Origin of the sequence: Streptomyces sp. NPDC058653, from assembly GCF_042716895.1 — a bacterium.
Lineage (GTDB): Bacteria > Actinomycetota > Actinomycetes > Streptomycetales > Streptomycetaceae > Streptomyces.
On sequence record NZ_JBHXRM010000046.1, the window covers coordinates 37,209 to 63,614 of the forward strand.

Genomic DNA, 26,406 nt, shown 5'->3' on the forward strand with positions numbered 1-26,406 from the left:
GGAGACGATCTCCACGGACGGGGGCGGCGGCGCGTGTCCAGGGTCGCGCCCGACAGCCCGCGTCAGGGGCGCGGCTTCGCGCCCCGGGCCTTCAAGAGGTCGGCCATCAGATCCAGTTCGGACTGCTGCGCCGTCACCATGCCTTCGGCCAGGGCCTTCTCCGTGCCGACCGCGCACAGGTCGGCGCAGCCCCGGGCCATCGTGACGCCGCCCTTGTGGTGGTCGGTCATCAACTGGAGGTACAGGATCTCCGCGGCCTTGCCCTTGGTGGTCCGGAGGGTCTCCAGCTCGGTCTTCGTCGCCATGCCGGGCATCAGCGAACCGTCACGGACCTCGTGGCCGCCGTGGTCCATGCCCTCCATGTCGTCCATGCCGGCCATCTCGTCCGTGTTGTCCGTGCCCGCGTGCGCGCCGCCCCGCTCCATCCAGGCCATCGGCTCCCCGTCCGTGGAGACCTTCGGCAGCTTCCACATGTCGAGCCAGCCCAGCAGCATGCCGCGCTGGTTCGCCTGGGTGTTGGCGATGTCGTACGCGAGGCGGCGCACCTCCTCGTCGTCCGTGCTGTCCCGCACGAGGAACGACATCTCCACCGCCTGCTGGTGGTGGACCGCCATGTCACGCGCGAAGCCCGCGTCCGCCGAGTCCGCCGTGGGCGTGGCGGCCGCCTCGGACGAGCCGTCGCTCCCCGCGGAGGCGACCGTGGCCGCCCCCGCGAACAGCAGGGCGAGGACGACCGCCGTGATGGCCGCCCAGCTCGTGCGGGTCACTGGGCACCCATTCCGCCGGTGCACGCGGCACCGGGCTCGGGCGTCTGCGGGCCCTGCACGTACTTCGCGAAGAACTGCTCGACCCGCGGGTCCTTCGAGCTGTCGACGGTGACCTGCTTGCCCCACGCGGTGAGCATGATCGGGCCGGCCTGCTCCTTGACGGGGCTCATCAGCGAGTACTGCGTCTTGCCCACCAGCTCACCGAGCGCCTTCACGTCGGCCTCGGGCGCCTTGTCGTTGTACGTCACCCAGACCGCACCGTGCTCCAGCGAGTGCACCGCGTTGACGTCCGGTACCGGCTCCTTGTAGACGTCGCCCGCGCAGTTCATCCAGACCTGGTTGTGGTTGCCGCCGACCGGCGGCGTCTGCGGGTACTTGACCGCCTCGGCGACGTGGTCGCGGCCCAGCTTCTTCGCGTCCCAGGACTTCTCGCCCTTCACGGGCTCGGCCGCGGCCTGCTCCTGCTCCTTCTTCTCCTCGGACTCCTTGTTCAGCACGAACGCGCCGAAGCCGACGAGAGCCGCCACGACGACCGCGCTCGCGGTGATCGTGATGATGCGGTTACGGCGCTCACGCACGCGCTCGGCGCGGCGCATCTGCTCTATTCGGGCCTTGCGCTCGGTGCTCTGGGTCTTGGACTTGGAAGCCATGGTGTCTGTTCGTCCTTCTCGGAAACCTGCGGAACGGGGGTGGGGGAGTTACGGGCACCCGGTGGGGGCGCGGGCCCGGCTACGTCCGCAGTACTTGAAGGACGTGAAGATCCGGCGCGCGGGGAGACGCTCCGGACCGGGACACCTGGCCGGTGCCGGGCGGCGGTGCGGGGCGCGCGGGGCTCACGTCGCCGGTGCCGAGCGGGTCGGCGGGATGCGGCGCGGTGAGCACGGCCGGACTCGGATGCGGCAGGAAGCGGCAGCCGCTCGGGTCGTACGGGCAGGTGTACTCGGCGCCCGCGGCGGGCCCGGCGGCCGGGCCCTCCCTGTCCGTACGGAGGGTGATGCCGGTGCGCGCGGTCTGTGCGGCCGCCTCCGCGCGCGGCGACGAAGACGCCGAGTGGTGCGTGTCGACGGGGTTCAGACAGAAGTAGAGAGCGGCGAGCAGCGTCGCCACGGCGCTGAGCAAGGCCGTGGGACGCGCGTGACGTATGCGCTGTCGTCCCCCCATGGGCGCAGATCGTAGTCCGTACAGGTGGCCGAGCAGGAGTACGCAGGGGGTACCGAGTCCGGAACGTGGCGTGCCGCCGGGTCGGGCGGCCGCACGGGAGGGGTCCGCGGGGGCTCCGGCGCGGTACAAAGAGGTCATGGCCGACCCCCCGGAACCTCCGCCGAGCGAGCCCGACGTCGACGCCGTGACCCGGGCGGTCCTGATCGCCTCACGGCTGCTCGTCGCGGTGTCCGTCCGTTCCCTCACCGCCGTCCAGGACCGGGTCACCCTGCCCCAGTTCAGGCTGCTGAAGGTCCTCTCCGAGCACGGCGGTGCCAACCTCGTCTCGCTCGCCGACCGGCTCGGGGTGAACCCCTCCACCGCGATGCGCATGGTCGACCGGCTCATCGCGGCCGGGCTCGCCGAGCGCGGCGCCAACCCCGGCAACCGGCGGGAGACGGTGCTGCGGCTCACGGACGAGGGCGGAACGCTCGTGGCGGACGTCTCGGCGGCCCGCAGGCGCGAGATCACGGCGATCGTCGAGCGGCTGGCCCCCGAGCAGCGTACGGCGCTCGTGGAGGCCCTGACGGCGTTCACCGAGGCGGGCGGTGAGCGGCCCCTGCCGGGCGACGACGGGGAGCCGTACCCGCTCGGCTGGTCGGACAGCGCCGCTCCAACGCACTGAGGCGCGCGGGACGGGGCGCGTGTCCGACAATGCTTTAGTACTCCGGTGTGCAACCTTCCGGAAATCCTGTGGTGTCATGCTCGGGTGCCCCGGTGTACTCGGCAGCGTGGGAGCAGGCGGCCTGACCGGCAAGGATGGGTAGGACAGCAGACATGGACAAGCAGCAGGAATTCGTCCTCCGGACCCTCGAGGAACGAGACATCCGCTTCGTACGCCTGTGGTTCACCGATGTGCTCGGCTTCCTCAAGTCGGTCGCCGTCGCCCCCGCCGAGCTTGAACAGGCATTCGACGAAGGCATCGGCTTCGACGGCTCGGCGATCGAGGGCTTCGCGCGGGTGTACGAATCCGACATGATCGCCAAGCCCGATCCCGGGACCTTCCAGATCCTGCCCTGGCGCGCGGAGGCCCCCGGCACCGCGCGGATGTTCTGCGACATCCTGATGCCGGACGGCTCCCCGTCGTTCGCGGACCCGCGCTACGTCCTGAAGAGGATCCTCGCCCGGACCTCGGACCTCGGCTTCACCTTCTACACCCACCCCGAGATCGAGTTCTTCCTCCTCAAGGACAAGCCGGTCGACGGCAGCCGCCCGACCCCCGCCGACAGCTCCGGCTACTTCGACCACACCCCGCAGAACGTGGGCATGGACTTCCGCCGCCAGGCCATCACCATGCTCGAATCCATGGGCATCTCCGTGGAGTTCAGCCACCACGAGGGCGCCCCCGGCCAGCAGGAGATCGACCTGCGGTACGCCGACGCGCTCTCCACCGCCGACAACGTCATGACCTTTCGCCTGGTCATGAAGCAGGTCGCGCTGGAGCAGGGCGTCCAGGCGTCGTTCATGCCGAAGCCGTTCAGCGAGTACCCGGGCTCCGGCATGCACACCCACCTCTCCCTCTTCGAGGGAGACCGCAACGCGTTCTACGAGTCCGGTGCGGAGTACCAGCTCTCCAAGGTCGGCCGGTCCTTCATCGCCGGCCTGCTCAAGCACGCGGCGGAGATCTCGGCCGTCACCAACCAGTGGGTCAACTCCTACAAGCGCATCTGGGGCGGCTCCACGCGCACGGCCGGCTCGGGCGGCGAGGCACCCTCCTACATCTGCTGGGGCCACAACAACCGCTCCGCGCTGATCCGCGTCCCGATGTACAAGCCCGGCAAGACCGGCTCCGCGCGCGTGGAGGTCCGCTCCATCGACTCCGGCGCGAACCCCTACCTGACGTACGCGGTCCTCCTCGCCGCCGGCCTCAAGGGCATCGAGGAGGGCTACGAACTCCCGGCGGGCGCCGACGACGACGTATGGGCGCTGTCGGACGCGGAGCGCCGCGCGATGGGCATCGAACCGCTGCCGCAGAACCTGGGCGAGGCGATCTCACTGATGGAGCGCAGCGAACTGGTCGCCGAGACGCTGGGCGAGCACGTCTTCGACTTCTTTCTGCGCAACAAGAAGCGCGAGTGGGAGGAGTACCGCTCCGAGGTGACGGCCTTCGAACTGAAGGCCCTGCTGCCGGTGCTGTAGCCGCCCGTCGGCGGGCGCCCGTCCGGCGCTCGCGGCGGGGGCGCGCGGGCGCTGAGCCGGGTCCTACGGCGTGGCTCAGCGCACCAGCAGCTGGAGACCGCCCAGCACCGTCGCGCCGATCACCAGTCGTTCGAAGACCCGCTGGTCGATCCGGTCCACGCAGAACTTGCCGATGAGGGCGCCGGGCAGGACGAAGAGCACGAGCTGGGCGTCCAGCAGCAGCGAGTCGGCGTCGATCAGGCCGAGTCCCGCGCTGAAGGGCACCTTCGTGGTGTTGACGATCAGGAAGAACCACGCGGACGTGCCGAGGAAGCCGAGCTTCCGGAAGCCCGCCGACAGCAGATACATCGACATGACGGGCCCGCCCGCGTTGGCGACCATCGTCGTGAAGCCGCCGAGCACCCCGTACGAACGCGCCTTGACGCGGCCCCTGAACGACACCGAGTCCCCCGGGGCGTCCTCTTCCGGCGCGTGCCGGCGCCGCCACATCGTCACGCCCGCCATCAGCAGGAGGATCGAGCCGATCGACACGCGTACGGCTCCGTCGTCGGCCCACAGCATGAAGAGGGTGCCGACCACCACACCGGCGGCGACGGCGGGGAAGAGCCGCCACAGGGTCGGCCAGTGCGCGTGGCGGCGGTAGGTGAGGACGGCGATGGTGTCGCCCACGATGAGGATCGGCAGCAGCACACCGGTCGACTCACGGGCCGGCAGCACGGCGGCGAACACCGCGAGGCTGACCGTATTGGCACCGCTGACCGCCGTCTTGGAGAAGCCCACCAGCGCGGCGGCCCCGGCGAGGGCGACGAATTCCCACATGCTGATCGTGTCCATGGCGATAACCCATGCTACGACCACGCGCCCGTCCCACCTCGGGCGCACCACAGCCCCGACCGCCGATGCCGCGCGGACCCGATGCCGAAGGCGTCCACCGCCTCGCGCGCGAGAGGTCCTCCGATACGGGCCGCCGAACGGTCAGGCGAACCGCCAGCGGGTCTGGCTGTACGGGGACTTGGCGAAGCCGAAAGCCGTGCGGGGGGTGACCCCGAACACCAGGGCCGGGCCCTCGGCGCCCACGAACGCGCCGTCCTTCACGTCGAAGTGCCAGACCGAGCCGTACTTCCGCTCCCACATGGCGGCCAGCTCGCGCAGCCGCGCGTCGTCCGTCTCCAGGACCGCCTCGCCCTCGACCACCAGGTCCTGGCCCTCGTTCAGGGCGTTCGCGCCGGTGGTCAGGACGACCTCCCGGTTCTCCCGGAGGTTCATGACCTTCCGCTCCCGCTCGCCCGAGCTGAAGTACAGCGCGTCCCGCGACCAGACCGTCAGCAGCGGGGTGACATGCGGCCGGCCGTCGGGCCGTACGGTCGACAGCCAGAAGATCTCGGCCTCCGTCAGCCGGGTCACCGCGTCGGCCCAGTCCTCGGCGACGGCGGTCGGGTGGCTGTAGCGGGCGTCCAGATAGGTGCTGGCCGGTTCCTTGTGCGCCATGGCGCGGTCCTTTCGGGAGTGGTCCGGTACGGAGGCGAGCGGGAGTACGCTCACGACCCTTCCGCAAGTGACGACCCGCCGCGACACCAGGACTCGTCGCCCGACCGGCACACCGGCCCCGTCGGAGTGACGGAGTACTAGGCTCGGGCCCGGACCTCGAACGGACAGAAGAAAGGCCGGATGACGGTGCAGGGACGCAGGAGCAGTACCTTCACCCGTCTGCTCCGGCACGGCTTCACCGATCCGTCCGCCGCCGAGGACCTGCTCGGGTCCCCCGGCATGGTCTCCGTACGCGGCGACTCCGTCCTCCTCGACGCGCTGGGCTCCACCGCCGATCCCGACCTGGCGCTGCGCGGCCTCGTGCGGCTGGTCGAGGCGCACGAGGACGACGACCGGCACGTCCTGCTGGACACCCTGATCGCGGCCAAGCCGCTGCGGGACAGGCTGCTGGGTGTGCTCGGGGCGTCCGAGGCGCTCGGTGACCATCTGGCCAGGCACCCCGCCGACTGGCGGGTCCTCGTCACCTACGAGTCCACCGATCTGCACCCCGGTGTCGCCGAGTTCGAGACCGGGCTCGCCGAGGCGCACGACGTCGACACGCTGCGCGTCGCCTACCGCCGGTGTCTGCTCCCCCTCGCCGCCCGCGACGTCTGCGGCACGACCGACGTCGCGCAGACGGCCGCCGAGCTGGCCGACCTCGCCACCGCCACCCTGCGCGCCGCGCTCGCCATCGCCCGAAGCGCGGCCCCCGAGGACGCCGCGCTGTGCCGGCTCGCGGTCGTCGCGCTCGGCAAGTGCGGCGGCCAGGAGCTGAACTACGTCTCCGACGTCGACGTCATCTTCGTCGGCGAGCCCGCCCACGCCGTGCTGAACGAGCGCCCGGCGGGCGCCGACGACACCGACACCTCGAAGACCGAGGGCAAGGCCCTCCAGGCGGCCACCCGGCTCGCCGCCCATATGATGCGGATCTGCTCCGAGACGACCGCCGAGGGCACCATCTGGCCCGTCGACGCCAATCTGCGCCCCGAGGGCCGCAACGGACCGCTCGTCCGCACCCTTTCCAGCCATCTCGCCTACTACCAGCGCTGGGCCAAGACCTGGGAGTTCCAGGCCCTGCTCAAGGCCCGCGCGGTCGCCGGGGATCTCGCGCTCGGCAGGGACTACGTGGACGCCGTCTCGCCCATGGTCTGGCAGGCCGCCGACCGCGAGAACTTCGTCCCCGACGTACAGAAGATGCGCCGCCGCGTGGTCGACAACATCCCCGTGGGCCAGGTCGACCGTGAGCTGAAGCTCGGCCCCGGCGGACTGCGGGACGTCGAATTCGCCGTACAGCTCCTTCAGTTGGTGCACGGCCGCAGCGACTCCTCGCTGCGCAGCGGCACCACCCTCGTCGCCCTGCGCGCCCTCGCCGCCGGCGGCTACGTCGGCAGGACCGACGCGGCGCAGCTCGACGAGGCCTACCGCTTCCTGCGGTCCATGGAGCACCACATCCAGCTGTTCCGGCTGCGCCGTACGCATCTGGTGCCCGACGACGAGGCCGACCTGCGCCGCCTCGGACGCACCCTGGGGCTGCGGACCGAGCCGGTCGGCGAGCTCAACAGGGCGTGGAAACGCCACACCTCGATGGTGCGGCGGCTGCACGAGAAGCTGTTCTACCGGCCGCTGCTCGACGCCGTGGCCCAGCTCGCCCCCGGCGAGATCCGGCTCAGTACGAAGGCGGCGGGCCAGCGCCTCGAAGCGCTCGGCTACGCGGACCCGGTGTCCGCCCTGCGGCATCTTGAGGCCCTGTCGTCCGGCGTGAGCCGCAAGGCCGCCATCCAACGCACGCTGCTGCCCGTGCTGTTGGGATGGTTCGCGGACTCCGCCGACCCCGACGCCGGACTGCTCGGCTTCCGCAAGGTGTCCGACGCGCTCGGCAAGACGCCCTGGTATCTGCGGCTCCTGCGCGACGAGGGGGCCGCCGCCGAGAACCTGGCCCGGGTGCTCTCCGCCGGCCGCCTCGCCCCCGATCTGCTGCTGCGCGCCCCGGAGGCGGTCGCCATCCTCGGCGACCCGAACGGGCTCAAGCCGCGCGGCCGGGACCATCTGGAGCAGGAGGTGCTCGCAGCCGTCGGACGGGCCGAGACCGCCGAGATCGCGGTCGCCGTCACCCGCGGGGTGCGCCGCCGCGAGCTGTTCCGCACCGCCGCCGCCGACATCATCGGCTCCTACGGCACCGAGGAGAGCCCCGCCGAGGAGGACCCGGGCGCCCTCGTCGACCGGGTCGGCAACGCCGTCACCGACCTCAACTCCGCCACCCTGGCGGGCGCCCTGCGCGCCGCCGTGCGCCAGACCTGGGGCGACACCCTGCCCGCCAGGTTCGCGGTCGTCGGCATGGGCCGCTTCGGCGGCCACGAGCAGGGTTACGGCTCCGACGCGGACGTCCTGTTCGTCTACGAGCCGCGCGAGGGCGTCGACGACCACGAGGCGGCCCGCGCCGCCAGCACCGTCGTCTCCGAGATGCGCAGACTCCTCCAACTGCCCACGGCCGACCCGCCGTTGATGATCGACGCGGACCTGCGCCCGGAGGGCAAGACCGGCCCGCTGGTGCGCACTCTCGCCTCCTACGCCGCCTACTACCGCCGCTGGTCGCTCGGCTGGGAGAGCCAGGCGCTGCTGCGCGCCGAGCCGATGGCGGGGGACGCGGAACTGGGCCGCGACTTCATCGAGCTGATCGACCCGCTCCGCTACCCGGCCAACGGCCTCACCGAGGCCGCCGTACGGGAGATCCGCCGGCTCAAGGCCCGGATGGAGTCCGAGCGGCTGCCGCGCGGCGCCGACCCCAACCTGCACACCAAACTGGGCCGGGGCGGGCTCTCGGACGTCGAGTGGACGGTCCAGCTCATCCAGATGCGGCACGCCTGGGAGGTGCCGGCCCTGCGGACGACCCGTACCCGCGAGGCGCTGACCGCCGCGCGGAGCGCGGGCCTGATCTGCGACGAGCACGCCCAGATCCTCGACGAGGCCTGGGTGCTGGCGACCCGGGTGCGCAACGGCGTGATGCTCGTGCGCGGCAGGGCGGGCGACACCTTCCCGTCGGACGGCCGTGAACTGGCCGCCATGGGGCGGTACTTGGGCTACGGCCCCGGGTCGATGGCGCCCGGCCCCACTCCGTACAACGGGCACACCGGCGACATGATCGACGATTATCTGCGGACCACCCGCCGGGCTCGCGCGGTGATGGAGGAGCTGTTCTACGGAGCGCTCTGAGTGGAGGGCTCGCTGTGCGTCGGAGGCCCGTGGGGGCTGGACGGCGCGCGTCGCGGCGACGGCGCGGTCCTGGCGGCCTGGCCGGTCCTGGCGACCTGCGCGGGCGGGGCGAGCTGTGCGGTCCGGGTCGTCTGCCCCGTGGGCTCCGGGGCGCTCCCCGGTGCGGGAGTGCCCGGGCGGGCGCCGGGGCGCCGGAGCCACCGTCGCCGTCTCGGGCGCTCGTCCTCGTCCTCGATCAGCTGCGGCAGCTGGTGCGGGAGCGCCCGGTACCAGACGTAGCTGACACCGAAGCCGAAGGCGAGGCAGATTATGCCGCCCACCGCGTCCAGCCAGAAGTGGTTCGCGGTGGCGACGATCACGATCAGCGTCGCCGTCGGGTAGAGCAGTCCCAGGATTCTCACCCAGGGCGTCCTGGCCAGGGCGAAGATGGTCAGCCCGCACCAGAGCGACCAGCCGATGTGCATCGAGGGCATCGCCGCGTACTGGTTCGACACGGCCTTGAAATTGCCCGAGGCCATCGAGCCCCAGGTCTCGTGGACCTGCACCGTGTCGATGAAGTTCTGCCCGTTCATCAACCTGGGCGGCGCGAGCGGATACAGATAGTAACCGAACAGTGCCGCACCGGTGGTCGCGAAGAGGATGAGTCTGCTGGCCGCGTAACGGCCCGGGTGGCTGCGGTAGAGCCAGACCAGCACGGCGATCGTGACGATGAAATGGAGCGTCGCGTAGTAGTAGTTCATGGCGACGACAAGCCATGTCACCGAATTCACGGCATGGTTGACGCTCTCCTCGAACGCGAGGCCGAGCGAACGCTCCACGCCCCAGATCCAGTCCGCGTTGTGCAGGGCCTGCGCCTTCTGCTCGGGCACCGCGTTACGGACCAGTGAGTACGTCCAGTAACTCACCGCGATCAGCAGGACTTCGAACCAGAGGCGGGGGTGGCGCGGCGACCTGATCCGGCGCAGCCGACCGAGGGGCGACCCGGGGCCGGACGCGTCGGCCGTCGCACCCGCGAGGGGTGTCGGCGGGGCCTTCGTGCCTTCCGGAATCTTCACGGTCGTTTCACCCATGGAGAGAGAGTCTGCCAGATTTCCGCCTTCGACCGATCATCCCTCGGGTGGGTCCTGACCGCATGCGCTACGCCCTGGGGACGACTCCTCGACCCTACTCCCGACCGGTTTCTCCCGGGGATCGCCCCAGGGGGCCGGGCGCCGGACCTGAGGCGGTTGAACCGCGAACGACCAGCTCCGGCATGAAGACGAACTCGCTGTGCGGAGCCGGTGTACCACCGATCTCCTCCAGAAGCGTACGGACGGCGGCCTGGCCCATCGACGGCACCGGCTTGCGGATCGTGGTGAGCGGCGGATCGGTGAACGCTATGAGCGGCGAATCGTCGAAACCGACGACCGACACATCGCGCGGCACGTCCCTGCCGAGCTGTCTGGCGGCCCGGATCGCGCCCAGCGCCATCATGTCGCTCGCGCACACCACCGCCGTGCAGCCGCGCCCGATGAGCGCCGTCGTGGCCGCCTGGCCGCCCTCCAGCGTGTACAGGGAGTGCTCGATCAGCTCCTCCGTCTCCTCGGAGGTCAGTCCCAGCTGCTCGCGGACCGTCGCGCGGAAGCCCTCGATCTTGCGCAGGACCGGCACGAACCGCTTGGGTCCGACGGCGAGACCGATCCGGCGGTGGCCCAGCGAGACGAGATGCGTCACGGCCAGCCGCATCGCCGCCCGGTCGTCCGGCGAGATGAACGGCGCCCGGACCTTGGGCGAGAAGCCGTCGACGAGGACGAACGGCACGCCCTGGGCGCGCAGTTGCTCGTACCGCTGCATGTCCGCCGAGGTGTCGGCGTGCAGACCGGAGACGAAGATGATGCCGGAGACACCGCGGTCGACGAGCATCTCCGTCAGCTCGTCCTCGGTGGAGCCGCCGGGGGTCTGGGTGGCGAGGACCGGTGTGTAGCCCTGACGCGTCAGCGCCTGGCCGATGACCTGGGCGAGCGCGGGGAAGATCGGGTTCTCCAGCTCGGGCGTGATCAGTCCGACGAGGCCGGCGCTGCGGCGGCGCAGCCGCACCGGGCGCTCGTAGCCGAGGACGTCGAGTGCGGCGAGTACGGATTCGCGGGTGGCCGTGGCAACACCCGGCTTACCGTTCAGTACGCGGCTGACCGTCGCTTCGCTGACCCCCGCCTGGGCTGCGATGTCGGCTAGCCGTGCGGTCATGGAAGTGGACTGTACCGGGCGCTTGCCGGGATTGCCCACCACGCGCCCGGATCGGCCGGCGCCACCGGCCCGGCGGTGGCGGGGGAGAGGCGGTGGAGGGCCGGTGCAGGGCTTGCAGGGCCTTGCGGATGGGTCGTCGGCAAAATCTTGCAACACCTTGCGGGACCTTCCCTCCGGGCGCTCCGCACGCCCGGCGGGCCCGTATCGCCGGAAGGAGACCGCACTTGCCAGTCGGCGGACTCCCCGTCAAGAACCCTCGCGGCAACTGTGCGGACACGTGCATGTAACGATCAAGGCAGCTTGCAGGAATCTTCCGCAAGCTCTTTCGGCCTTCTTTCATCCTTGTTACCTTCACGTCGACCCGGCGCCGCGACGGAGCGGTACGGCAGTTGAAGGAGTTTCAGATGCGACGTGGCATAACGGCCACCGCCCTGGTCGCGACCCTGGCGCTCGCGGCGACCGCCTGCGGCGGCGGCGACGAGGAGTCCTCGGGCAAGTCGGGCTCGGGAGAGCTCGAGGGAACGGTCACCTGGTGGGACACCTCGACGGTGGGCAGTGAGGACAAGGTCTTCAAGAAGCTCGCCGAGGACTTCGAGGCCACGCACAAGGGCGTCGACGTCAAGTACGTCAACGTGCCGTTCGGCGAGGCGCAGAACAAGTTCAAGAACGCCGCGCAGTCCGGCTCCGGCGCCCCCGACGTCATCCGCTCCGAGGTCGCCTGGACGCCCGAGTTCGCCGATCTCGGCTACCTCGCGCCGCTGGACGGCACGCCCGCCCTGAAGGACGAGAAGGACTTCGTGCCGCAGGCGGCGGCCTCCACCAGGTACGACGACAAGACGTACGCCGTCCCGCAGGTCATCGACTCCCTCGGCATCTTCTACAACAAGAGGCTGTTCAAGGAGGCGGGGGTCGAAGTCCCCACGACCATCCCCGAGTTGAAGACCGTCTCGAAGGCGGTCAAGGACAAGACCGGCAAGACCGGGATGTATCTGCGCGGCGACGACGCGTACTGGTTCCTGTCGTTCCTGTACGGCGAGGGCGGCGACCTGGTCGACGCCAAGGAGAAGACCGTCACCGTCGACAGTCCGGCCGGCGTCAAGGCCATGGAGGTCGTGAAGGACCTCGTCGACTCCGGCGCCGCCAAGACGGACGCCACCGACGGCTGGGAGAACATGCAGGCCGCCTTCAAGGGCGGCGACGTGGCCATGATGATCAACGGCCCGTGGGCGATCGCCGACACCTACGCCGGACCGCAGTTCAAGGACAAGACCAATCTGGGCGTCGCCCCGGTGCCCGCCGGCTCGGCCGGCCAGGGCGCCCCGCAGGGCGGCCACAACCTCGCCGTCTACGCGGGCTCCAAGAACCTCGACGCCTCCTACGCGTTCATCGAGTACATGTCCTCCGCCGAGTCCCAGGCGCGGATCACCACCGAGCTGAACCTGCTGCCGACCCGGACCTCGGTCTACGCGCGGCCGGAGGTCGCGGAGAACGAGATCGTCGGCTTCTTCAAGCCGGTCGTCGACAAGGCCATCGAGCGCCCCTGGATCCCGGAGACCGGCAGCCTGTTCGCCCCGCTGGTGACCGAGTACACGAAGGTCCTCACCGGCCAGACGACCCCCGAGAAGGGCGTCGGGGCGACCGGCGACTCCTACCGCGATCTGCTCAAGGACTGGAAGTAGGAGACGGAGCGAGAGGAAGGAAGGCAGGCCGGCTGATGGCTGTCCACACCGGCCAGTCGGTGGCGAAGGCCGCGGGCGACTCGGAAGTCGCCCGCGGCCGGAGCCGCGGCACTGGCAAACCCCCGGGCGGGCTGCGGCGTTCGCTCTCGACCCACTGGTACGCCTGGGCCATGGTCGCCCCCGTGGTGGCCGTGATCGGCGTGATCGTCGGATACCCGCTGGTCCGCGGTGTCTATCTGTCGCTGACCGACGCCAACGAACGCAACGTCGAACGGAACATCGGCGTCAACCACCTGCCCGCCACCTACGAGTTCGTCGGACTCGACAACTACGCCGACGCGCTGACGGGTGGTCAGTTCCTCTCCACACTCGGCTGGACGCTGGTGTGGACCGTCTCCTGCGTCGGTCTGACCTTCGTCCTCGGCCTCGCCCTCGCCAACATCCTCAACCGCCGGATCGCGGGCCGCTCCGTCTACCGGATGATGCTCATCCTGCCCTGGGCGGTCCCCGGCTTCGTCTCCGTCTTCGCCTGGCGCTTCCTCTACAACGAGGACCGCGGCCTCCTCAACAGACTGCTCGCTGGCGGCGGCATCGACGCCGTGCCGTGGCTCAACGACCCGACCTGGGCCAAGTTCTCGGTCATCGCCGTGAACATCTGGCTCGGCGTGCCGTTCATGCTCGTGGCCCTGCTCGGCGGACTCCAGTCCATCCCGGGGGAGATGTACGAGGCCGCCGAGATGGACGGCGCCGGCCCCTGGCAGCGCTTCCGGCACATCACCATGCCGGGCCTCAGGTCCGTCAGCGCGACCGTCGTCCTGCTCAGCACCATCTGGACGTTCAACATGTTCCCGGTGATCTTCCTGCTGACCAGGGGCGGGCCCGGCGAGGCCACCCAGATCCTGGTGACCCAGGCGTACAAGTTCTCCTTCGAGATCAGCCCGCGCGACTTCGCCCAGTCCTCCACCTGGGGCGTGCTGATCCTCGTACTCCTGATGATCTTCGCCGTGGTCTACCAACGAGTCCTCCGCAAGCAGGGAGATACCTGGTGACCGCCGTGACCGGTCCGCAGACGAGCACCACGAGCACACCGACCGCCTCTCCCGCGCGACCGCCCGCGAAGGTACGGCGCCGCGGCGAACGCTCCAGGGCCGCGTCCGTCGGTCTGCACGCCACCCTGATCGCGGCGTCCGTCATCGCGGTCTTCCCCGTGCTCTGGGTCCTGCTGACGTCGCTGAAGCCCGCCGCGTACGCGACGACCACGGACTTCTTCAAAGAGACGACGTTCGAGAACTACACCAAGCTGCTCGACGACACGCCGTTCCTCACCTGGTTCGGCAACTCGCTGCTCATCGCCGGATTCACCACCGTGCTCGGTGTGTTCACCGCCGCCACCACCGGCTACGCCGTCAGCCGCTTCCGTTTCCCCGGCAAGCGCGGTCTCATGTGGACGCTGCTGGTCACGCAGATGTTCCCGATGGCGGTCCTCATCGTGCCGCTGTACAACATCATGTCGGACCTGGGCCTGCTCAATCAGGCCGCCGGACTGGTGATCACCTATCTCACCATCGCCGTGCCGTTCTGCGCGTGGATGATGAAAGGCTTCTTCGACACCATCCCGCGCGAGATCGACGAGTCCGGCATGGTCGACGGGCTGACCCCGTTCGGCACCTTCTGGCGGCTGATCCTGCCGCTCGCCAAGCCGGGCCTGGCGGTGACCGCGTTCTACTCCTTCATCACCGCCTGGGGAGAGGTGGCCTACGCCTCCGCGTTCATGGTCGGCGACGAGAACCTCACCCTCGCCGGCGGGCTCCAGAAGTTCGTCAACCAGTACGGGGCCCAGTGGGGTCCGATGACAGCGGCGTCCGTCCTGATCGCGATACCCGCGGCGATCGTCTTCCTGTTCGCCCAGCGTCATCTGGTGACCGGCGTCTCCGCCGGGGCCGTCAAGGGCTGACGGTACGTCAGCCCGACCGTACCTCCGCACCACAGCGACAGTGACAGCGGCGCCGGGCCCGACCACGACCCGGCGCCGCTCCCACCCAGAGACCCCCCAGGGACGACATGACCCAGCACCTCGCTGCCCCTTCCGCCGGCACGTCCGACGACGCCCCGGGCCACCGCTCCGGCTGGTGGCAGGACGCGGTGATCTACCAGGTCTATCCACGCAGCTTCGCCGACTCCGACGGCGACGGCATGGGCGATCTCGAAGGCGTACGGAGCCGGCTGCCGTATCTGCGCGCGCTGGGCGTCGACGCCGTCTGGCTCAGCCCCTTCTACGCCTCGCCGCAGGCCGACGCGGGCTACGACGTCGCCGACTACCGCGCCATCGACCCCATGTTCGGCTCCCTCCTCGACGCGGACGCGCTCATCCGCGACGCCCACGAGGTGGGCCTGCGCATCATCGTCGACGTGGTGCCCAACCACTCCTCCGACCAGTACGAATGGTTCCGCCGCGCCCTTCGCGAAGGCCCCGGCTCGGCGCTGCGCGACCGCTACCACTTCCGCCCCGGCAAGGGCGCCACCGGCGAACTCCCGCCCAACGACTGGGAGTCCATCTTCGGCGGCCCCGCGTGGACCAGGACCACCGACCCGGACGGCACCCCCGGGGAGTGGTACCTGCATCTGTTCGCCCCCGAGCAGCCCGACTTCAACTGGGACCACCCGGCCGTCGCCGACGAGTTCCGCTCCATCCTGCGCTTCTGGCTCGACATGGGCGTCGACGGCTTCCGGGTCGACGTCGCCCACGGACTCGTCAAGGCACCCGGGCTGCCCGACGTCGGCGGCGGCGGTCAGCTGGGGCTGCTCGGCAGCAGCGAGTACGGCCTGCCCTTCTTCGACCAGGACGGTGTGCACGAGATCTACCGCAGCTGGCGCACCATCCTCGACGAGTACCCCGGCGACCGGATCGCCGTCGCCGAGGCCTGGACGCCGACCGTCGAGCGCAGCGCGAACTACGTGCGCCCCGACGAGATGCACCAGGCGTTCAACTTCCAGTATCTGAGCACCTTCTGGGACGCCGCCGCGCTCCGCGACGTCATCGACACCTCGCTCGCCGCGATGCTCCCCGTCGGCGCCCCCACCACCTGGGTGCTCTCCAACCACGACGTCACCCGGCACACCACCCGCTTCGCCCACCCCGTCCCCCTCGGCACCCAGCTCCGGGAGGCGGGCGACCGCGAACTCGGGCTGCGCCGGGCCCGCGCCGCGACCCTGCTGATGCTCGCCCTGCCCGGCTCCGCCTACCTCTACCAGGGCGAGGAGCTGGGCCTGCCCGACGTCACCGACCTCCCCGACGAGGCCCGGCAGGACCCCTCGTACTTCCGCGCGGCCGGCCAGGACGGCTTCCGGGACGGCTGCCGGGTACCGATCCCGTGGACCCGCGAGGGCGGCTCGTACGGCTTCGGCCCCGGCGGCAGCTGGCTGCCGCAGCCGGCCGGCTGGGGTGAGCTGAGCGTCGAGGCGCAGACCGGGGTGGCGGGCTCCAGCCTGGAGCTGTACCGGGCCGCCATCGCCGCCCGGCGCGCCCACCCCGGCCTCGGGGCAGGGGCCTCGGTCGACTGGCAGGACGCGCCGGAAGGCGTGCTCGTCTTCGCGCGCCCCGGCTTCCTCTGCACCGTCAACACGACCGGCGCGCCCGTCCGTGTCCCGGTACGCGGGAGCCTGCTGCTGGCCAGCGGCCCCGGCACCGTCACCTTCGACGGCGCCGCCCCCGGCGCCGGGGAGGCCGAGCTGCCCGCCGACACCACGGTGTGGTGGACGGTGTGACACTGCCCCTCCCCAGGCCGGGAGCCGGTACGCCACGGCTCTCCGACATCGCGGGACAGGCATCGGTCAGCGAGGCGACGGTGAGCCGGGTGCTCAACGGCAAGCCGGGCGTCGCCGACAGCACACGCCAACGGGTGCTCGCCGCGCTCGACATCCTCGGGTACGAGCGCCCCGTACGGCTGCGCCGGCGCAGCGCCGGGCTGATCGGTCTGGTGACCCCGGAGCTGATCAACCCGATCTTCCCGGCGTTCGCCCAGGCCGTGGAGCAGGTCCTGGCCGGGCACGGCTACACACCGGTCCTCTGCACCCAGCTGCCCGGCGGGGCGACGGAGGACGAACTGGTCGAGCAACTCGTGGAGCGCGGCGTCGGCGGCATCGTCTTCCTGTCGGGACTGCACGCCGACACCTCGGCCGACCCGTCGCGCTACGCCGAACTCATCGAGCGCGGCGTGCCGTTCGTCATGATCAACGGCTGCAACGACCGGGTCAGCGCGCCGTTCGTGTCCCTGGACGACCGGGCGGCCATGCGGATGGCCGTCGGGCATCTGGCCGATCTGGGACACCGGCGGATCGGGCTGGCGACGGGACCGCTGCGGTACGTGCCGTCGGCGCGCAAACGCGAGGGTTTCGTCGACGCGCTGGCCCGCACCCTGGGCCTCCCGCGCGAGGAGGCCGAGGAGTGCGTCTGCTCCACGCTGTTCAGCGTGGAGGGCGGGCAGGTCGCGGCCGGCGCGCTGCTCGACGAGGGCTGCACGGGAATCGTCTGCGCCAGCGACATGATGGCGCTGGGCGTGGTGCGGGCGGCCCGCGAACGCGGGCTGCGCGTCCCGTACGACGTGTCGGTGGTGGGCTTCGACGACTCGCAGCTGATCGCCTTCACCGACCCGCCCCTCACGACGGTCCGCCAGCCCGTGCAGGCGATGGCGGGGGCGGCGGTGGGCGCGCTGCTGGAGGAGATCGGCGGCAGCCCCGTGCAGCGCACGGAGTACGTCTTCCAGCCGGAGCTGGTCGTACGGGGGTCGACGGCCGGCGTACGACCGGTCTGAGAGGGGCGCGGTGTGCCGTACGGGGGCGGCACACCGCAACATCTTGCGACGGCTTTCGCACGTCGAACAGGCTGATATTTCCCCGGTGTTACCCAGTGGTGTCCAGAGGGTTGACCGGGCCGGGCGGGCCTCGTACGGTCTGCTCGCGACAAGCTTTTGCTTTCTTGCAGCAAGAACATTCAGGAGCCTTGAGGGCGGGGCGCGTTGCCCTGCGAGGTCTCTCCCCGATCCCCGCACCTCCCCCCACGCAGGAGGAAACATGGCACGCAGAGCTCCCGCCCTCGCTCTCGCCCTGGTGGCGGGCGCGGCGGTACTCGTCGCACCCGGCAGCCCCGCCCAGGCGGTGCCCCCGGGCGACAAGGACGTCACCGCCGTCCTGTTCGAGTGGCGGTTCGACTCGGTCGCCAGGGCCTGTACCGAGAGCCTCGGCCCCGACGGATACGGCTACGTCCAGGTCTCCCCGCCCCAGGAGCACATCCAGGGCGGCCAGTGGTGGACCTCGTACCAGCCCGTCAGCTACAAGATCGCGGGCCGGCTCGGTGACCGCGACGCCTTCCGGTCCATGGTCAACACCTGCCACGCCGCCGGGGTGAAGGTCGTCGCCGACGCGGTCATCAACCACATGTCGGCCGGCTCGGGCACCGGCACCGGAGGCACCTCGTACGCCAAGTACGAGTACCCCGGCATCTATTCGGGCGCCGACATGGACGACTGCCGCTCGCAGATCAACAACTACGGCGACCGGGGCAACGTCCAGAACTGCGAACTCGTCGGCCTCGCCGACCTCGACACCGGCGAGGACTACGTACGCGGCCGAATAGCCGCCTATCTGAACGACCTGCGCTCGCTGGGCGTGGACGGCTTCCGGATCGACGCCGCCAAGCACATGCCGGCCGCCGACCTCGCCGCGATCAAGTCACGGCTCGGCGACCCGAACGTGTACTGGAAGCAGGAGGCCATCCACGGCGGCGGCGAGGCCGTGTCGCCGAGCGAGTACCTGGGCACCGGAGACGTACAGGAGTTCCGCTACGGCCGGAGCCTCAAGCAGGTCTTCCTGAACGAGAACCTGGCCTACCTGAAGAACTTCGGCGAGGGCTGGGGCTTCATGCAGAGCGGCAGGTCCGCCGTCTTCGTGGACAACCACGACACCGAGCGCGGCGGCGACACCCTCAACTACAAGAACGGCGCCACCTACACGCTGGCCAACGTCTTCATGCTGGCCTATCCGTACGGCTCGCCCGACGTGCACTCCGGCTACGAGTTCGGCAACCACGACGCCGGACCCCCCAACGGCGGCACCGTCAACGCCTGTTACTCCGACGGCTGGAAGTGCCAGCACGACTGGCGCGAGATCTCCTCCATGGTCGGCTTCCGCAACGCCGCCCGCGGCCAGGCGGTCACCGACTGGTGGGACGACGGCGGTGACCGGATCGCCTTCGGCCGCGGCTCCAAGGCGTACGTCGCCATCAACTCCACCGGCTCCTCCCTCAGCCGCACCTTCCAGACCTCGCTGCCCGCCGGAGGCTACTGCGACGTGCAGAGCGGCAACGGCGTCACCGTGAACGGCTCCGGCCAGTTCACCGCGACCCTCGGCGCCAACACGGCGGTCGCGCTGCACGCCGGGGCCCGCACCTGCGGGGGCTGACACCCACCGGCACCCGGCCGAACGGACCGTCCGCCGTACCTCCCAAGACCCATCTCTCGCCACCCCCCGCACCATCCGGCCGCCCGGCGACGCGCGCACCCGACCCCACCGCACCACGCGCCGTCGCCGGGCCGGCCTTCCCGTACGTACTCCGAGGAGATCCCGCGTGATTCGCCCGCCCCTGCCCGCGTTCGGGCGCAGAACAGCCGTCGGCGTCGTCGCCGCGGCCCTGTGCGCGGCGCTGGTGCCCGCGCTGCCGGCCGTCGCAGCCCCTGCCCCGGCCCCGGCGCCGCCGTCGGACGCCAGGCTCGCCGGGGAACCGGCCCGCCACGATCTGACGCGGGAGCAGTTCTACTTCGTGCTGCCCGACCGCTTCGCCAACGGCGACCGGTCCAACGACCGGGGCGGGCTCACCGGTCCGCGTACCACGACCGGTCACGACCCCGCCGACAAGGGCTTCTACCAGGGCGGCGACCTCAAGGGGATCACCGACCGGCTCGACTACATCAAGGGCCTCGGCACCACCGCCATCTGGATGGCGCCGATCTTCAAGAACAAGCCGGTCCAGGGCACGGGCGACGACGTCTCCGCCGGCTACCACGGCTACTGGATCACCGACTTCACCCAGGTCGACCCGCACTTCGGCACCAACGCCGAGCTGGCGAAGCTGATCGACAAGGCCCACGACAAGGGCATGAAGGTCTTCTTCGACGTCATCACCAACCACACGGCCGACACCGTCGACTACGCGGAGAAGAAGTACGGCTACCGCCCCAAGGGTTCCCATCCCTATCTCGACAAGGACGGCCGCCCCTTCGACGACCGCGAGGGCGTGGGCCGCGTGGACGCCGACGCGTTCCCGTACACCCCGGCGCCGAAGGCGGGCGAGAAGAAGGTCCCGTCCTGGCTCAACGACCCCACGATGTACCACAACCGGGGCGATTCGACGTTCGCCGGGGAGAGCGCGGAGTACGGAGACTTCTCCGGCCTCGACGACCTGTGGACCGAACGGCCCGAGGTCGTCGACGGCATGGCGGAGATCTACCGGAAGTGGGTCCGCGACTTCGACATCGACGGCTTCCGCATCGACACCGTCAAACACGTCGACCTGGACTTCTGGACCGAGTGGGCCACCGCGCTCGACGCCTACGCGGCGAAGCGCGGCCGGGACGACTTCTTCATGTTCGGCGAGGTCTTCTCCGCCGACACGACCGTCACCTCGCCGTACGTGACGCGCGGGCGGCTCGACTCCACCCTCGACTTCCCCCTCCAGGACGCGGCGCGCGCCTATGTCTCGCAGGGCGCCTCCGCAGACCGGCTGGCGAAGGTCTTCGGGGAGGACTACCGCTACACCACCGACAAGGCCAACGCCTACGAACAGGTGTCCTTCCTCGGCAACCACGACATGGGCCGCATCGGCACCTTCCTCAAGCAGGACAACCCGGCGGCCGACGACGCCGAACTGGTGAAGCGCGCCCGGCTCGCCAACGAGCTGATGTTCTTCTCACGCGGCAACCCGGTGGTCTACTACGGCGACGAGCAGGGCTTCACCGGCGCCGGCGGCGACAAGGACGCCCGCCAGAGCCTCTTCGCCTCCACGACCCCCGACTATCTGGACGACGACCAGCTCGGCACCGACCGGACGCACGCGGCCGACGCGTACGACCCCACCCACCCGCTCTACCGGTCCATCGCCGCACTGTCGAAGCTCACCAAGCGGCACCCCGCCCTGCGGGACGGCGTACAGACCGAGCGCCATGCGGCGGACTCCGTGTACGCCTTCTCCCGCACCGACGTGAGGAAGCGGGACGAGTACGTCGTCGCCGTGAACAACGCCACGACGGCCAGGACGGTGAAGGTGCCGACCGGATCGGCCGACACCGACTTCCGCGCCCTGTACGGCGGTTCGGGGACGGGCGGCGCGGTACGCAGCGGCGCCGACGCGGCAATCGACATCACCGTTCCGGCGCTGTCGTCGCTCGTGCTGCGGGCCGCCGAACCGCTCGCGCCGCCCGCCGCCCGGCCGTCGGTCACCCTGACCGCGCCGGCGGCCGGCGCCACCGGCACCGTCGAGATCGGCGCGGACGTCGACGGCGGGCAGCTCAACCGCGTGGTCTTCGCCGCCCAGACCGGCGACGGCAAGTGGCGCACCCTCGGGAGCGCCGACCACGCCCCGTACAAGGTCACGCAGTTCGTGGACGCGCCCGCCGGAACTCCCCTGCGCTACAAGGCCGTCGTGGTCGACAGCCGGGGCCGTACCGCCTCCGACCTCGCCTCGTCGGTCGCCGGACAGGCGCCGGCGCCCGAGCCGCCCACGGCCGTGGAACGTGAGCACGCGATCGTGCACTACCGGCGCGCCGACGGGACGTACGACGGCTGGCGGCTCAGGTCCGGTGACACGACGGCGGAGTTCACCGGGCGGGACGCGTACGGCGCGTTCGCGTGGGTCGAGGTGCCCGACGGCGCGTCGGCCGTCCCGTACACCGTCGTCAAGGACGGCACGGCGGACGGTCCCGAACGCACCGTCGACCTGGCGAAGACCGGTGAGGTCTGGATCGAGGAGGGGGAGGCAGGCCAGAGCGAGAGCGCCCCCGACGGCGCGTATCCGCCGCAGGACAGGACCAAGGCCGTCCTGCACTACCAGCGGGCCGACTCCGACTACGACGGCTGGGGCCTGCACACCTGGACCGGCGCCAAGGACCCGACCGACTGGGCCAAACCCCTGACGCCGGTGAGGGAGGACGCGTACGGAGTGACGTACGAGGTGCCGCTCGCCGAGGGCGCCACCTCACTGAGCTACATCCTGCACAAGGGCGACGAGAAGGACCTGCCGGCCGACCAGTCGCTCGACCTGGCGACGTACGGCAACGAGGTCTGGCTGCTGGGCGGCCGGCCCGGCTATCTGCTGCCGACCACCGGAGCCGTACCCGCACCGGATCTCGGCAGGGCCGAGGCGCAGTGGATCGACCGCGACACCGTCGTCTGGAAGGTGAAGGCCACCGAGGCCACCAGCCAGCAGCTCGTGTACGCGCCGGAGGGCGGCATCACCGTCGAGAACGGCGCGCTGTCCAAGGAGGGGCAGTGGCTGCGGCTCGCACCGGGGACGCTGACGGACGAGCAGAAGGCCGCGTATCCCCATCTCAAGGACTTTCCGGCCTTCACCGTCGACCCGCGTGACCGGGACCGGGTGAAGGAGTCGCTGCGAGGACAGCTCGTCGCCACCCAGCGAGCCGCCAACGGGGCGCTGCTGGAGGCGACCGGCGTACAGATCCCGGGCGTCCTCGACGACCTGTACGCCGGCGACGCCACCCGCGCAGCGCTCGGCCCCGTCTTCCGGGACGGCCGGCCCACGCTGTCGGTATGGGCGCCCACCGCCAGGCGCGTCGCGCTCGAACTCGACGGCAGGCGCGTGCCCATGCGACGCGACGACCGCAGCGGCGTGTGGTCCGTACGGGGCGACAGGAGCTGGACGGGCAAGCCGTACCGGTACGTGGTCGACGTCTGGGCGCCGAGCGTGCGCAAGGTCGTCAGCAACAAGGTCACCGACCCGTACTCGACCGCCCTGACCACCGACTCGGCACACAGCCTCGCCGTCGACCTCCGCGATCCGGAGCTCGCGCCCCGGGGCTGGTCGACCCTGAGGAAGCCGGCGGCCGTCCCGGCGCGCGACGCGCGGATCCAGGAGCTGCACGTCCGCGACTTCTCGATCGCCGACCGCACGTCGGACCACCCCGGCCGCTACCTCGCCTTCACCGACACCGGGTCGAAGGGAATGAAGCACCTCGCCGACCTGGCCGACGCCGGCACCAACTACCTCCATCTGCTGCCCGCCTTCGACATCGGCACGATCCCCGAGAAACCGTCCGACCAGCAGGAACCGGCCTGCGACCTGTCCGTGTACGCCCCCGACTCCGACGAGCAGCAGGCGTGTGTCGCGAAGGCGGCGGCGAAGGACGGCTTCAACTGGGGCTACGACCCGCTGCACTACACGGTGCCCGAGGGCTCGTACGCCAGTGACCCCGAGGGCACCCGGCGCACCGTGGAGTTCCGGCGGATGGTGCAGGGCATCAACGGCACCGGCCTGCGGACGGTGATGGACGTCGTCTACAACCACACCGTGGCGAGCGGCCAGGACCCCAAGTCCGTACTGGACCGGATCGTCCCCGGCTACTACCAGCGGCTGCTCGACGACGGCACCGTGGCGACGTCCACCTGCTGCGCCAACACCGCGCCCGAGAACGCCATGATGGGCAAGATCGTGGTGGACTCGGTCGTCACCTGGGCGAAGGAGTACAAGGTCGACGGGTTCCGTTTCGACCTGATGGGCCATCACCCCAAGGCCAACATCCTCGCCGTGCGGAAAGCGTTGGACGCCCTGACCGTCGCCAGGGACGGGGTCGACGGGAAGTCGGTCCTCCTCTACGGCGAGGGCTGGGACTTCGGCGAGATCGCCGGTGACGCGCGCTTCGTCCAGGCCACCCAGAAGAACATGGCGGGCACGGGCATCGCGACCTTCTCCGACCGGGCACGCGACGCGGTACGCGGCGGCGGGCCCTTCGACGAGGACCCCGGGGTCCAGGGCTTCGCCTCCGGACTCTTCACCGACCCCAACACCTCGGCGGCGAACGGCGGTCCGGCCGAACAGCGGGCCAGACTGCTGCACTACCAGGACCTGATCAAGGTCGGGCTCACCGGCAATCTCGCCGACTACTCCTTCACCGACAGCGCGGGCCGGACCGTCAAGGGCTCCGAGGTCGACTACAACGGCGCTCCGGCCGGTTACGCCGCCGCGCCCGGCGACGCGCTCGCCTACGCCGACGCCCACGACAACGAGAGCCTCTACGACGCCCTTGCCTTCAAGCTCCCGCGCGCCACACCGGCCGCGGACCGGGCCAGGGCACAGGTGCTCGCCATGGCCACGGCGGCGCTCACCCAGGGGCCCTCGCTCTCGCAGGCGGGCACGGACCTGCTGCGCTCCAAGTCGCTCGACCGCAACTCCTACGACAGCGGCGACTGGTTCAACGCGATCAACTGGGACTGCCGGGACGGCAACGGCTTCGGGCGCGGGCTGCCGCCCGCCGCCGACAACGAGCCCAAGTGGCCCTACGCCAGGCCCCTGTTGGCGACGCCCGGCATCGCCCCCGGCTGCGCGGAGATCTCCGGCGCCTCCGCCGCGTACCGGGACCTGCTGAGAATCCGCACCACGGAGCCCGCCTTCCGCCTCCCCTCCACGGGCGCCGTCCAGTCCGCGCTGTCGTTCCCGCTCTCCGGGCCCGACGAGACGCCGGGCGTCATCACGATGCGCCTCGACGAGCTGGTGGTGGTCCTCAACGCCACGCCGGACACCACGCGCCAGCGGGTCGACGCGCTCGCCGGCCGGGCGTACGGGCTGCACCCGGTACAGGCGGGCGGCGCGGACAGCACGGTCAAGAGGGCGGCGTACGAGCGGAGTTCGGGCACCTTCGAGGTACCCGCCCGGACGGTGGCGGTCTTCCGGGCCGCCGCCTGAGACCCGTGTCGACGGCCCCCCACCCGGCGACGGCTGGTGGGGGGCCATCGGCCGTTCCCGTCAACGCGTCTTCCATGCGCGGGAGTTGCCCGAACTTGTTGCGGGCTCCCGCGAGGCGTGAACGCCGGTGGACGGGTAATCCGGTAGGCATGACGTCCACCGACGTGAAACCAGAACCCGAACAGAGTCAGGGCAGGACGCGCGGGTCTCGTGGGTCGAGAGTGCCCTGGTGGATCAAGCTGCCCGCCGCCCTCGTGGCGCTTGTCGTGCTGCTCGGGATCGGCAGCCGGCTCGATCTCGTACCCGGCTTCGACGACGTCTTCGGCGAGAAGACGGAGGACCGCACCGGGCCGACCCTCCTCAAGTCCATCCAGGACCTCAGCCGGTACCAGGCGGCGTCCGGGAACTTCCAGGTGGTGGTGGACCTGGAGAAGGACGCCAAGTTCCTCCCCGACACCATCAAGGGGAGCCGCACCCTCTACGTGGGCGCCGGGAGCGTCGGGTCGTACGTGGACCTCGGCGGGATCGGCGACGAGAACGTCAAGGTCAACGAGGAGCGGACGACCGCGACCCTGCGGCTGCCGCACGCCCGGCTCGGCAAGGCCACGCTGGACGCGGACCGTTCGTACGCCGTCTCCAAGCAGCGCGGGCTGCTCGACCGGCTCGGTGACTTCTTCTCCGACAACCCGGCCGACGAGCGCGCCGTCAACAAGCTCGCCGCCCAGCACATCCAGGACGCGGCGAAGGACAGCGGACTGACGGAGCGGGCCGAGAAGAACACCACCAGCATGCTGCAAGGGCTGCTCACCTCGCTCGGCTTCAAGGAAGTGACCGTGGTCTACGGCGCGGCGTCGGGCTGACCGGCACGGCCCGGGGCCCTGGTGCCGGGGCGCTGGGCTATGCCGTCCGCGCGGCGGGCAGCGGCGTCGCCGGGACCGGCGCCGCTGCCGGCGCCGGTGTCCGCACCGCCGGCAGTGACGCGCCCAGGTCCGTCAGACGGGCGAGGAGATCGGCGAACGGCCCGCCCGGCGGCTCGTCGGCGAGGACCGGCAGCAGAATGCCCGCCATCTCCTCGTCGTACGCCGCGCTCACCGCCGCCAGCGCGGCGAAGTCGTGCACGAGCTGCAACTCCAGCTCACCGCGTGGGATCCGGCGGCCGTCCAGCCACAGCAGCGCCGTCGACTCGGCGAGCGAGACCCAGGAACGCACGACCAGTTCCAGCCGGGGCGGCGGCGACTGGATCGAGAGATGGGCGAGGATCTGCTCGTACGCGGCCTGCCGCACCTCGTCGATCATGGCGTTGGCGGTGGACGAACCGACGGCGGGACCGCCGCGCATCAGCGCGAAGAAGCCGGGGCCGTGCTCGTCCACGAAGTCGAAGAAGCGCGTCATGACGCGCAGGAGCCGGGCGCCGAGCGGCCCTTCGCGCGGTTCGACGAAGCGCTCGGCGAGTTCGTCGGCGGCCCGCCGCAACGCGGCCTCGTACAGCGACTGCTTGCCCGGGAAGTAGTGGTAGACGAGCGGCCGGGAGATACCGGCGGCCGCCGCGATCTCGTCGATGGAGACATGATCGGGCGAGCGGTGGCTGAACAGTTCCAGCGCGACACCGATCAGTTGCTGGCGTCGCTCTTCGACGCCCATTCTGCGTCGGACCCCGGTCGTCATATGAACAGCCTAACCGTCGGTGGCGGAAGCC

At 70.8% G+C, this 26,406-nt stretch carries 18 protein-coding genes and 1 pseudogene; 11 read left to right on the forward strand and 8 right to left on the reverse strand.

Annotated elements, in window-relative coordinates; all coding sequences use genetic code 11:
* Window positions 1–62: 62 nt before the first annotated feature.
* The 3 genes from ACFWU9_RS30160 to ACFWU9_RS30170 all read right to left on the reverse strand — a co-directional run bounded on the left by ACFWU9_RS30160 (window position 63) and on the right by ACFWU9_RS30170 (window position 1,928).
* A complete protein-coding gene (locus ACFWU9_RS30160; protein ID WP_384324029.1) occupies window positions 63–767 on the reverse strand; it encodes a DUF305 domain-containing protein in 705 nt (234 codons plus the stop codon).
* Window positions 764–1,417 (reverse strand): DUF3105 domain-containing protein, encoded by a 654-nt coding sequence (locus tag ACFWU9_RS30165; RefSeq protein ID WP_384324031.1) that lies wholly within the window; start codon window positions 1,415–1,417, stop codon window positions 764–766. The genes ACFWU9_RS30160 and ACFWU9_RS30165 overlap by 4 nt, the downstream gene beginning before the upstream one ends.
* A 79-nt stretch (window positions 1,418–1,496) precedes the next feature.
* On the reverse strand, window positions 1,497–1,928 hold the full coding sequence (locus tag ACFWU9_RS30170) for a hypothetical protein (RefSeq protein ID WP_384324033.1): 432 nt from the start codon (window positions 1,926–1,928) through the stop codon (window positions 1,497–1,499).
* A 136-nt stretch (window positions 1,929–2,064) separates the two neighbouring features.
* On the opposite strand from ACFWU9_RS30170, the gene ACFWU9_RS30175 reads away from it, so the two are divergent.
* Window positions 2,065–2,592 carry a MarR family winged helix-turn-helix transcriptional regulator gene (locus ACFWU9_RS30175; RefSeq protein ID WP_384324035.1) on the forward strand — a complete coding sequence of 176 codons (528 nt, stop codon included), beginning with the start codon at window positions 2,065–2,067 and terminating at the stop codon, window positions 2,590–2,592.
* A 152-nt stretch (window positions 2,593–2,744) separates the two neighbouring features.
* The gene (gene glnA / locus ACFWU9_RS30180; protein ID WP_384324037.1) at window positions 2,745–4,106 is read left to right on the forward strand and encodes a type I glutamate--ammonia ligase; all 1,362 of its coding nucleotides are present in this window, start codon (window positions 2,745–2,747) and stop codon (window positions 4,104–4,106) included.
* A 75-nt stretch (window positions 4,107–4,181) separates the two neighbouring features.
* On the opposite strand, the gene ACFWU9_RS30185 is transcribed toward glnA, so the two are convergent.
* Window positions 4,182–4,940: a sulfite exporter TauE/SafE family protein gene (locus tag ACFWU9_RS30185; protein WP_384324039.1), complete on the reverse strand. Its 759-nt coding sequence runs from the start codon at window positions 4,938–4,940 to the stop codon at window positions 4,182–4,184.
* A 141-nt stretch (window positions 4,941–5,081) separates the two neighbouring features.
* Window positions 5,082–5,594 (reverse strand): pyridoxamine 5'-phosphate oxidase family protein, encoded by a 513-nt coding sequence (locus ACFWU9_RS30190; RefSeq protein ID WP_384324074.1) that lies wholly within the window; start codon window positions 5,592–5,594, stop codon window positions 5,082–5,084.
* A gap of 180 nt (window positions 5,595–5,774) precedes the next feature.
* Here ACFWU9_RS30190 and ACFWU9_RS30195 point away from each other — a divergent pair, with 180 nt between their 5' ends.
* Window positions 5,775–8,843: a bifunctional [glutamine synthetase] adenylyltransferase/[glutamine synthetase]-adenylyl-L-tyrosine phosphorylase gene (locus ACFWU9_RS30195; RefSeq protein WP_384324041.1), complete on the forward strand. Its 3,069-nt coding sequence runs from the start codon at window positions 5,775–5,777 to the stop codon at window positions 8,841–8,843.
* On the opposite strand, the gene ACFWU9_RS30200 is transcribed toward ACFWU9_RS30195, so the two are convergent.
* The gene (locus ACFWU9_RS30200; protein ID WP_384324042.1) at window positions 8,828–9,913 is read right to left on the reverse strand and encodes a phosphatase PAP2 family protein; all 1,086 of its coding nucleotides are present in this window, start codon (window positions 9,911–9,913) and stop codon (window positions 8,828–8,830) included. The genes ACFWU9_RS30195 and ACFWU9_RS30200 overlap by 16 nt on opposite strands.
* A 94-nt stretch (window positions 9,914–10,007) precedes the next feature.
* Complete coding sequence (locus tag ACFWU9_RS30205) at window positions 10,008–11,066, reverse strand: LacI family DNA-binding transcriptional regulator (protein ID WP_384324044.1); 1,059 nt, start codon at window positions 11,064–11,066, stop codon at window positions 10,008–10,010.
* A gap of 404 nt (window positions 11,067–11,470) precedes the next feature.
* Here ACFWU9_RS30205 and ACFWU9_RS30210 point away from each other — a divergent pair, with 404 nt between their 5' ends.
* The 8 genes and pseudogenes from ACFWU9_RS30210 (at window position 11,471) to ACFWU9_RS30245 (ending at window position 25,570) form a co-directional block, all read left to right on the forward strand.
* Window positions 11,471–12,745, forward strand: coding sequence for an extracellular solute-binding protein (locus tag ACFWU9_RS30210; protein WP_384324046.1), 1,275 nt, complete (start codon window positions 11,471–11,473; stop codon window positions 12,743–12,745).
* Between the two features lie 35 nt (window positions 12,746–12,780).
* On the forward strand, window positions 12,781–13,794 hold the full coding sequence (locus ACFWU9_RS30215; protein ID WP_384324048.1) for a carbohydrate ABC transporter permease: 1,014 nt from the start codon (window positions 12,781–12,783) through the stop codon (window positions 13,792–13,794).
* A gap of 5 nt (window positions 13,795–13,799) precedes the next feature.
* Entirely contained in the window at window positions 13,800–14,699 is a 900-nt protein-coding gene (locus tag ACFWU9_RS30220; protein ID WP_384324076.1) for a sugar ABC transporter permease, read from the forward strand.
* A 107-nt stretch (window positions 14,700–14,806) separates the two neighbouring features.
* Window positions 14,807–16,510 carry a glycoside hydrolase family 13 protein gene (locus tag ACFWU9_RS30225; RefSeq protein ID WP_384324050.1) on the forward strand — a complete coding sequence of 568 codons (1,704 nt, stop codon included), beginning with the start codon at window positions 14,807–14,809 and terminating at the stop codon, window positions 16,508–16,510.
* Complete coding sequence (locus ACFWU9_RS30230; RefSeq protein WP_384324052.1) at window positions 16,495–17,556, forward strand: LacI family DNA-binding transcriptional regulator; 1,062 nt, start codon at window positions 16,495–16,497, stop codon at window positions 17,554–17,556. The genes ACFWU9_RS30225 and ACFWU9_RS30230 overlap by 16 nt, the downstream gene beginning before the upstream one ends.
* 259 nt (window positions 17,557–17,815) lie before the next feature.
* Window positions 17,816–19,198: pseudogene (locus ACFWU9_RS30235) on the forward strand (alpha-amylase family protein); the annotation flags it as partial.
* Between the two features lie 169 nt (window positions 19,199–19,367).
* A complete protein-coding gene (gene pulA / locus ACFWU9_RS30240) occupies window positions 19,368–24,710 on the forward strand; it encodes a pullulanase-type alpha-1,6-glucosidase (protein ID WP_384324054.1) in 5,343 nt (1,780 codons plus the stop codon).
* Window positions 24,711–24,859: 149 nt separating this feature from the next.
* A complete protein-coding gene (locus tag ACFWU9_RS30245) occupies window positions 24,860–25,570 on the forward strand; it encodes a DUF4230 domain-containing protein (protein ID WP_384324055.1) in 711 nt (236 codons plus the stop codon).
* Window positions 25,571–25,607: 37 nt separating this feature from the next.
* On the opposite strand, the gene ACFWU9_RS30250 is transcribed toward ACFWU9_RS30245, so the two are convergent.
* The gene (locus ACFWU9_RS30250) at window positions 25,608–26,375 is read right to left on the reverse strand and encodes a TetR/AcrR family transcriptional regulator (RefSeq protein ID WP_384324058.1); all 768 of its coding nucleotides are present in this window, start codon (window positions 26,373–26,375) and stop codon (window positions 25,608–25,610) included.
* Between the last annotated feature and the right edge of the window lie 31 nt (window positions 26,376–26,406).

Coding starts and splice junctions, on each gene's coding strand:
- glnA (WP_384324037.1), top strand. CDS start 2,745: ATGGACAAGCAGCAGGAATTCGTCCTCCGGACCCTCGAGGAACGAGAC.
- ACFWU9_RS30165 (WP_384324031.1), bottom strand. CDS start 1,417: ATGGCTTCCAAGTCCAAGACCCAGAGCACCGAGCGCAAGGCCCGAATA.
- ACFWU9_RS30245 (WP_384324055.1), top strand. CDS start 24,860: ATGACGTCCACCGACGTGAAACCAGAACCCGAACAGAGTCAGGGCAGG.
- ACFWU9_RS30200 (WP_384324042.1), bottom strand. CDS start 9,913: ATGGGTGAAACGACCGTGAAGATTCCGGAAGGCACGAAGGCCCCGCCG.
- ACFWU9_RS30250 (WP_384324058.1), bottom strand. CDS start 26,375: ATGACGACCGGGGTCCGACGCAGAATGGGCGTCGAAGAGCGACGCCAG.
- ACFWU9_RS30210 (WP_384324046.1), top strand. CDS start 11,471: ATGCGACGTGGCATAACGGCCACCGCCCTGGTCGCGACCCTGGCGCTC.
- ACFWU9_RS30215 (WP_384324048.1), top strand. CDS start 12,781: ATGGCTGTCCACACCGGCCAGTCGGTGGCGAAGGCCGCGGGCGACTCG.
- ACFWU9_RS30190 (WP_384324074.1), bottom strand. CDS start 5,594: ATGGCGCACAAGGAACCGGCCAGCACCTATCTGGACGCCCGCTACAGC.
- ACFWU9_RS30225 (WP_384324050.1), top strand. CDS start 14,807: ATGACCCAGCACCTCGCTGCCCCTTCCGCCGGCACGTCCGACGACGCC.
- ACFWU9_RS30185 (WP_384324039.1), bottom strand. CDS start 4,940: ATGGACACGATCAGCATGTGGGAATTCGTCGCCCTCGCCGGGGCCGCC.
- ACFWU9_RS30170 (WP_384324033.1), bottom strand. CDS start 1,928: ATGGGGGGACGACAGCGCATACGTCACGCGCGTCCCACGGCCTTGCTC.
- ACFWU9_RS30175 (WP_384324035.1), top strand. CDS start 2,065: ATGGCCGACCCCCCGGAACCTCCGCCGAGCGAGCCCGACGTCGACGCC.
- ACFWU9_RS30195 (WP_384324041.1), top strand. CDS start 5,775: ATGACGGTGCAGGGACGCAGGAGCAGTACCTTCACCCGTCTGCTCCGG.
- ACFWU9_RS30205 (WP_384324044.1), bottom strand. CDS start 11,066: ATGACCGCACGGCTAGCCGACATCGCAGCCCAGGCGGGGGTCAGCGAA.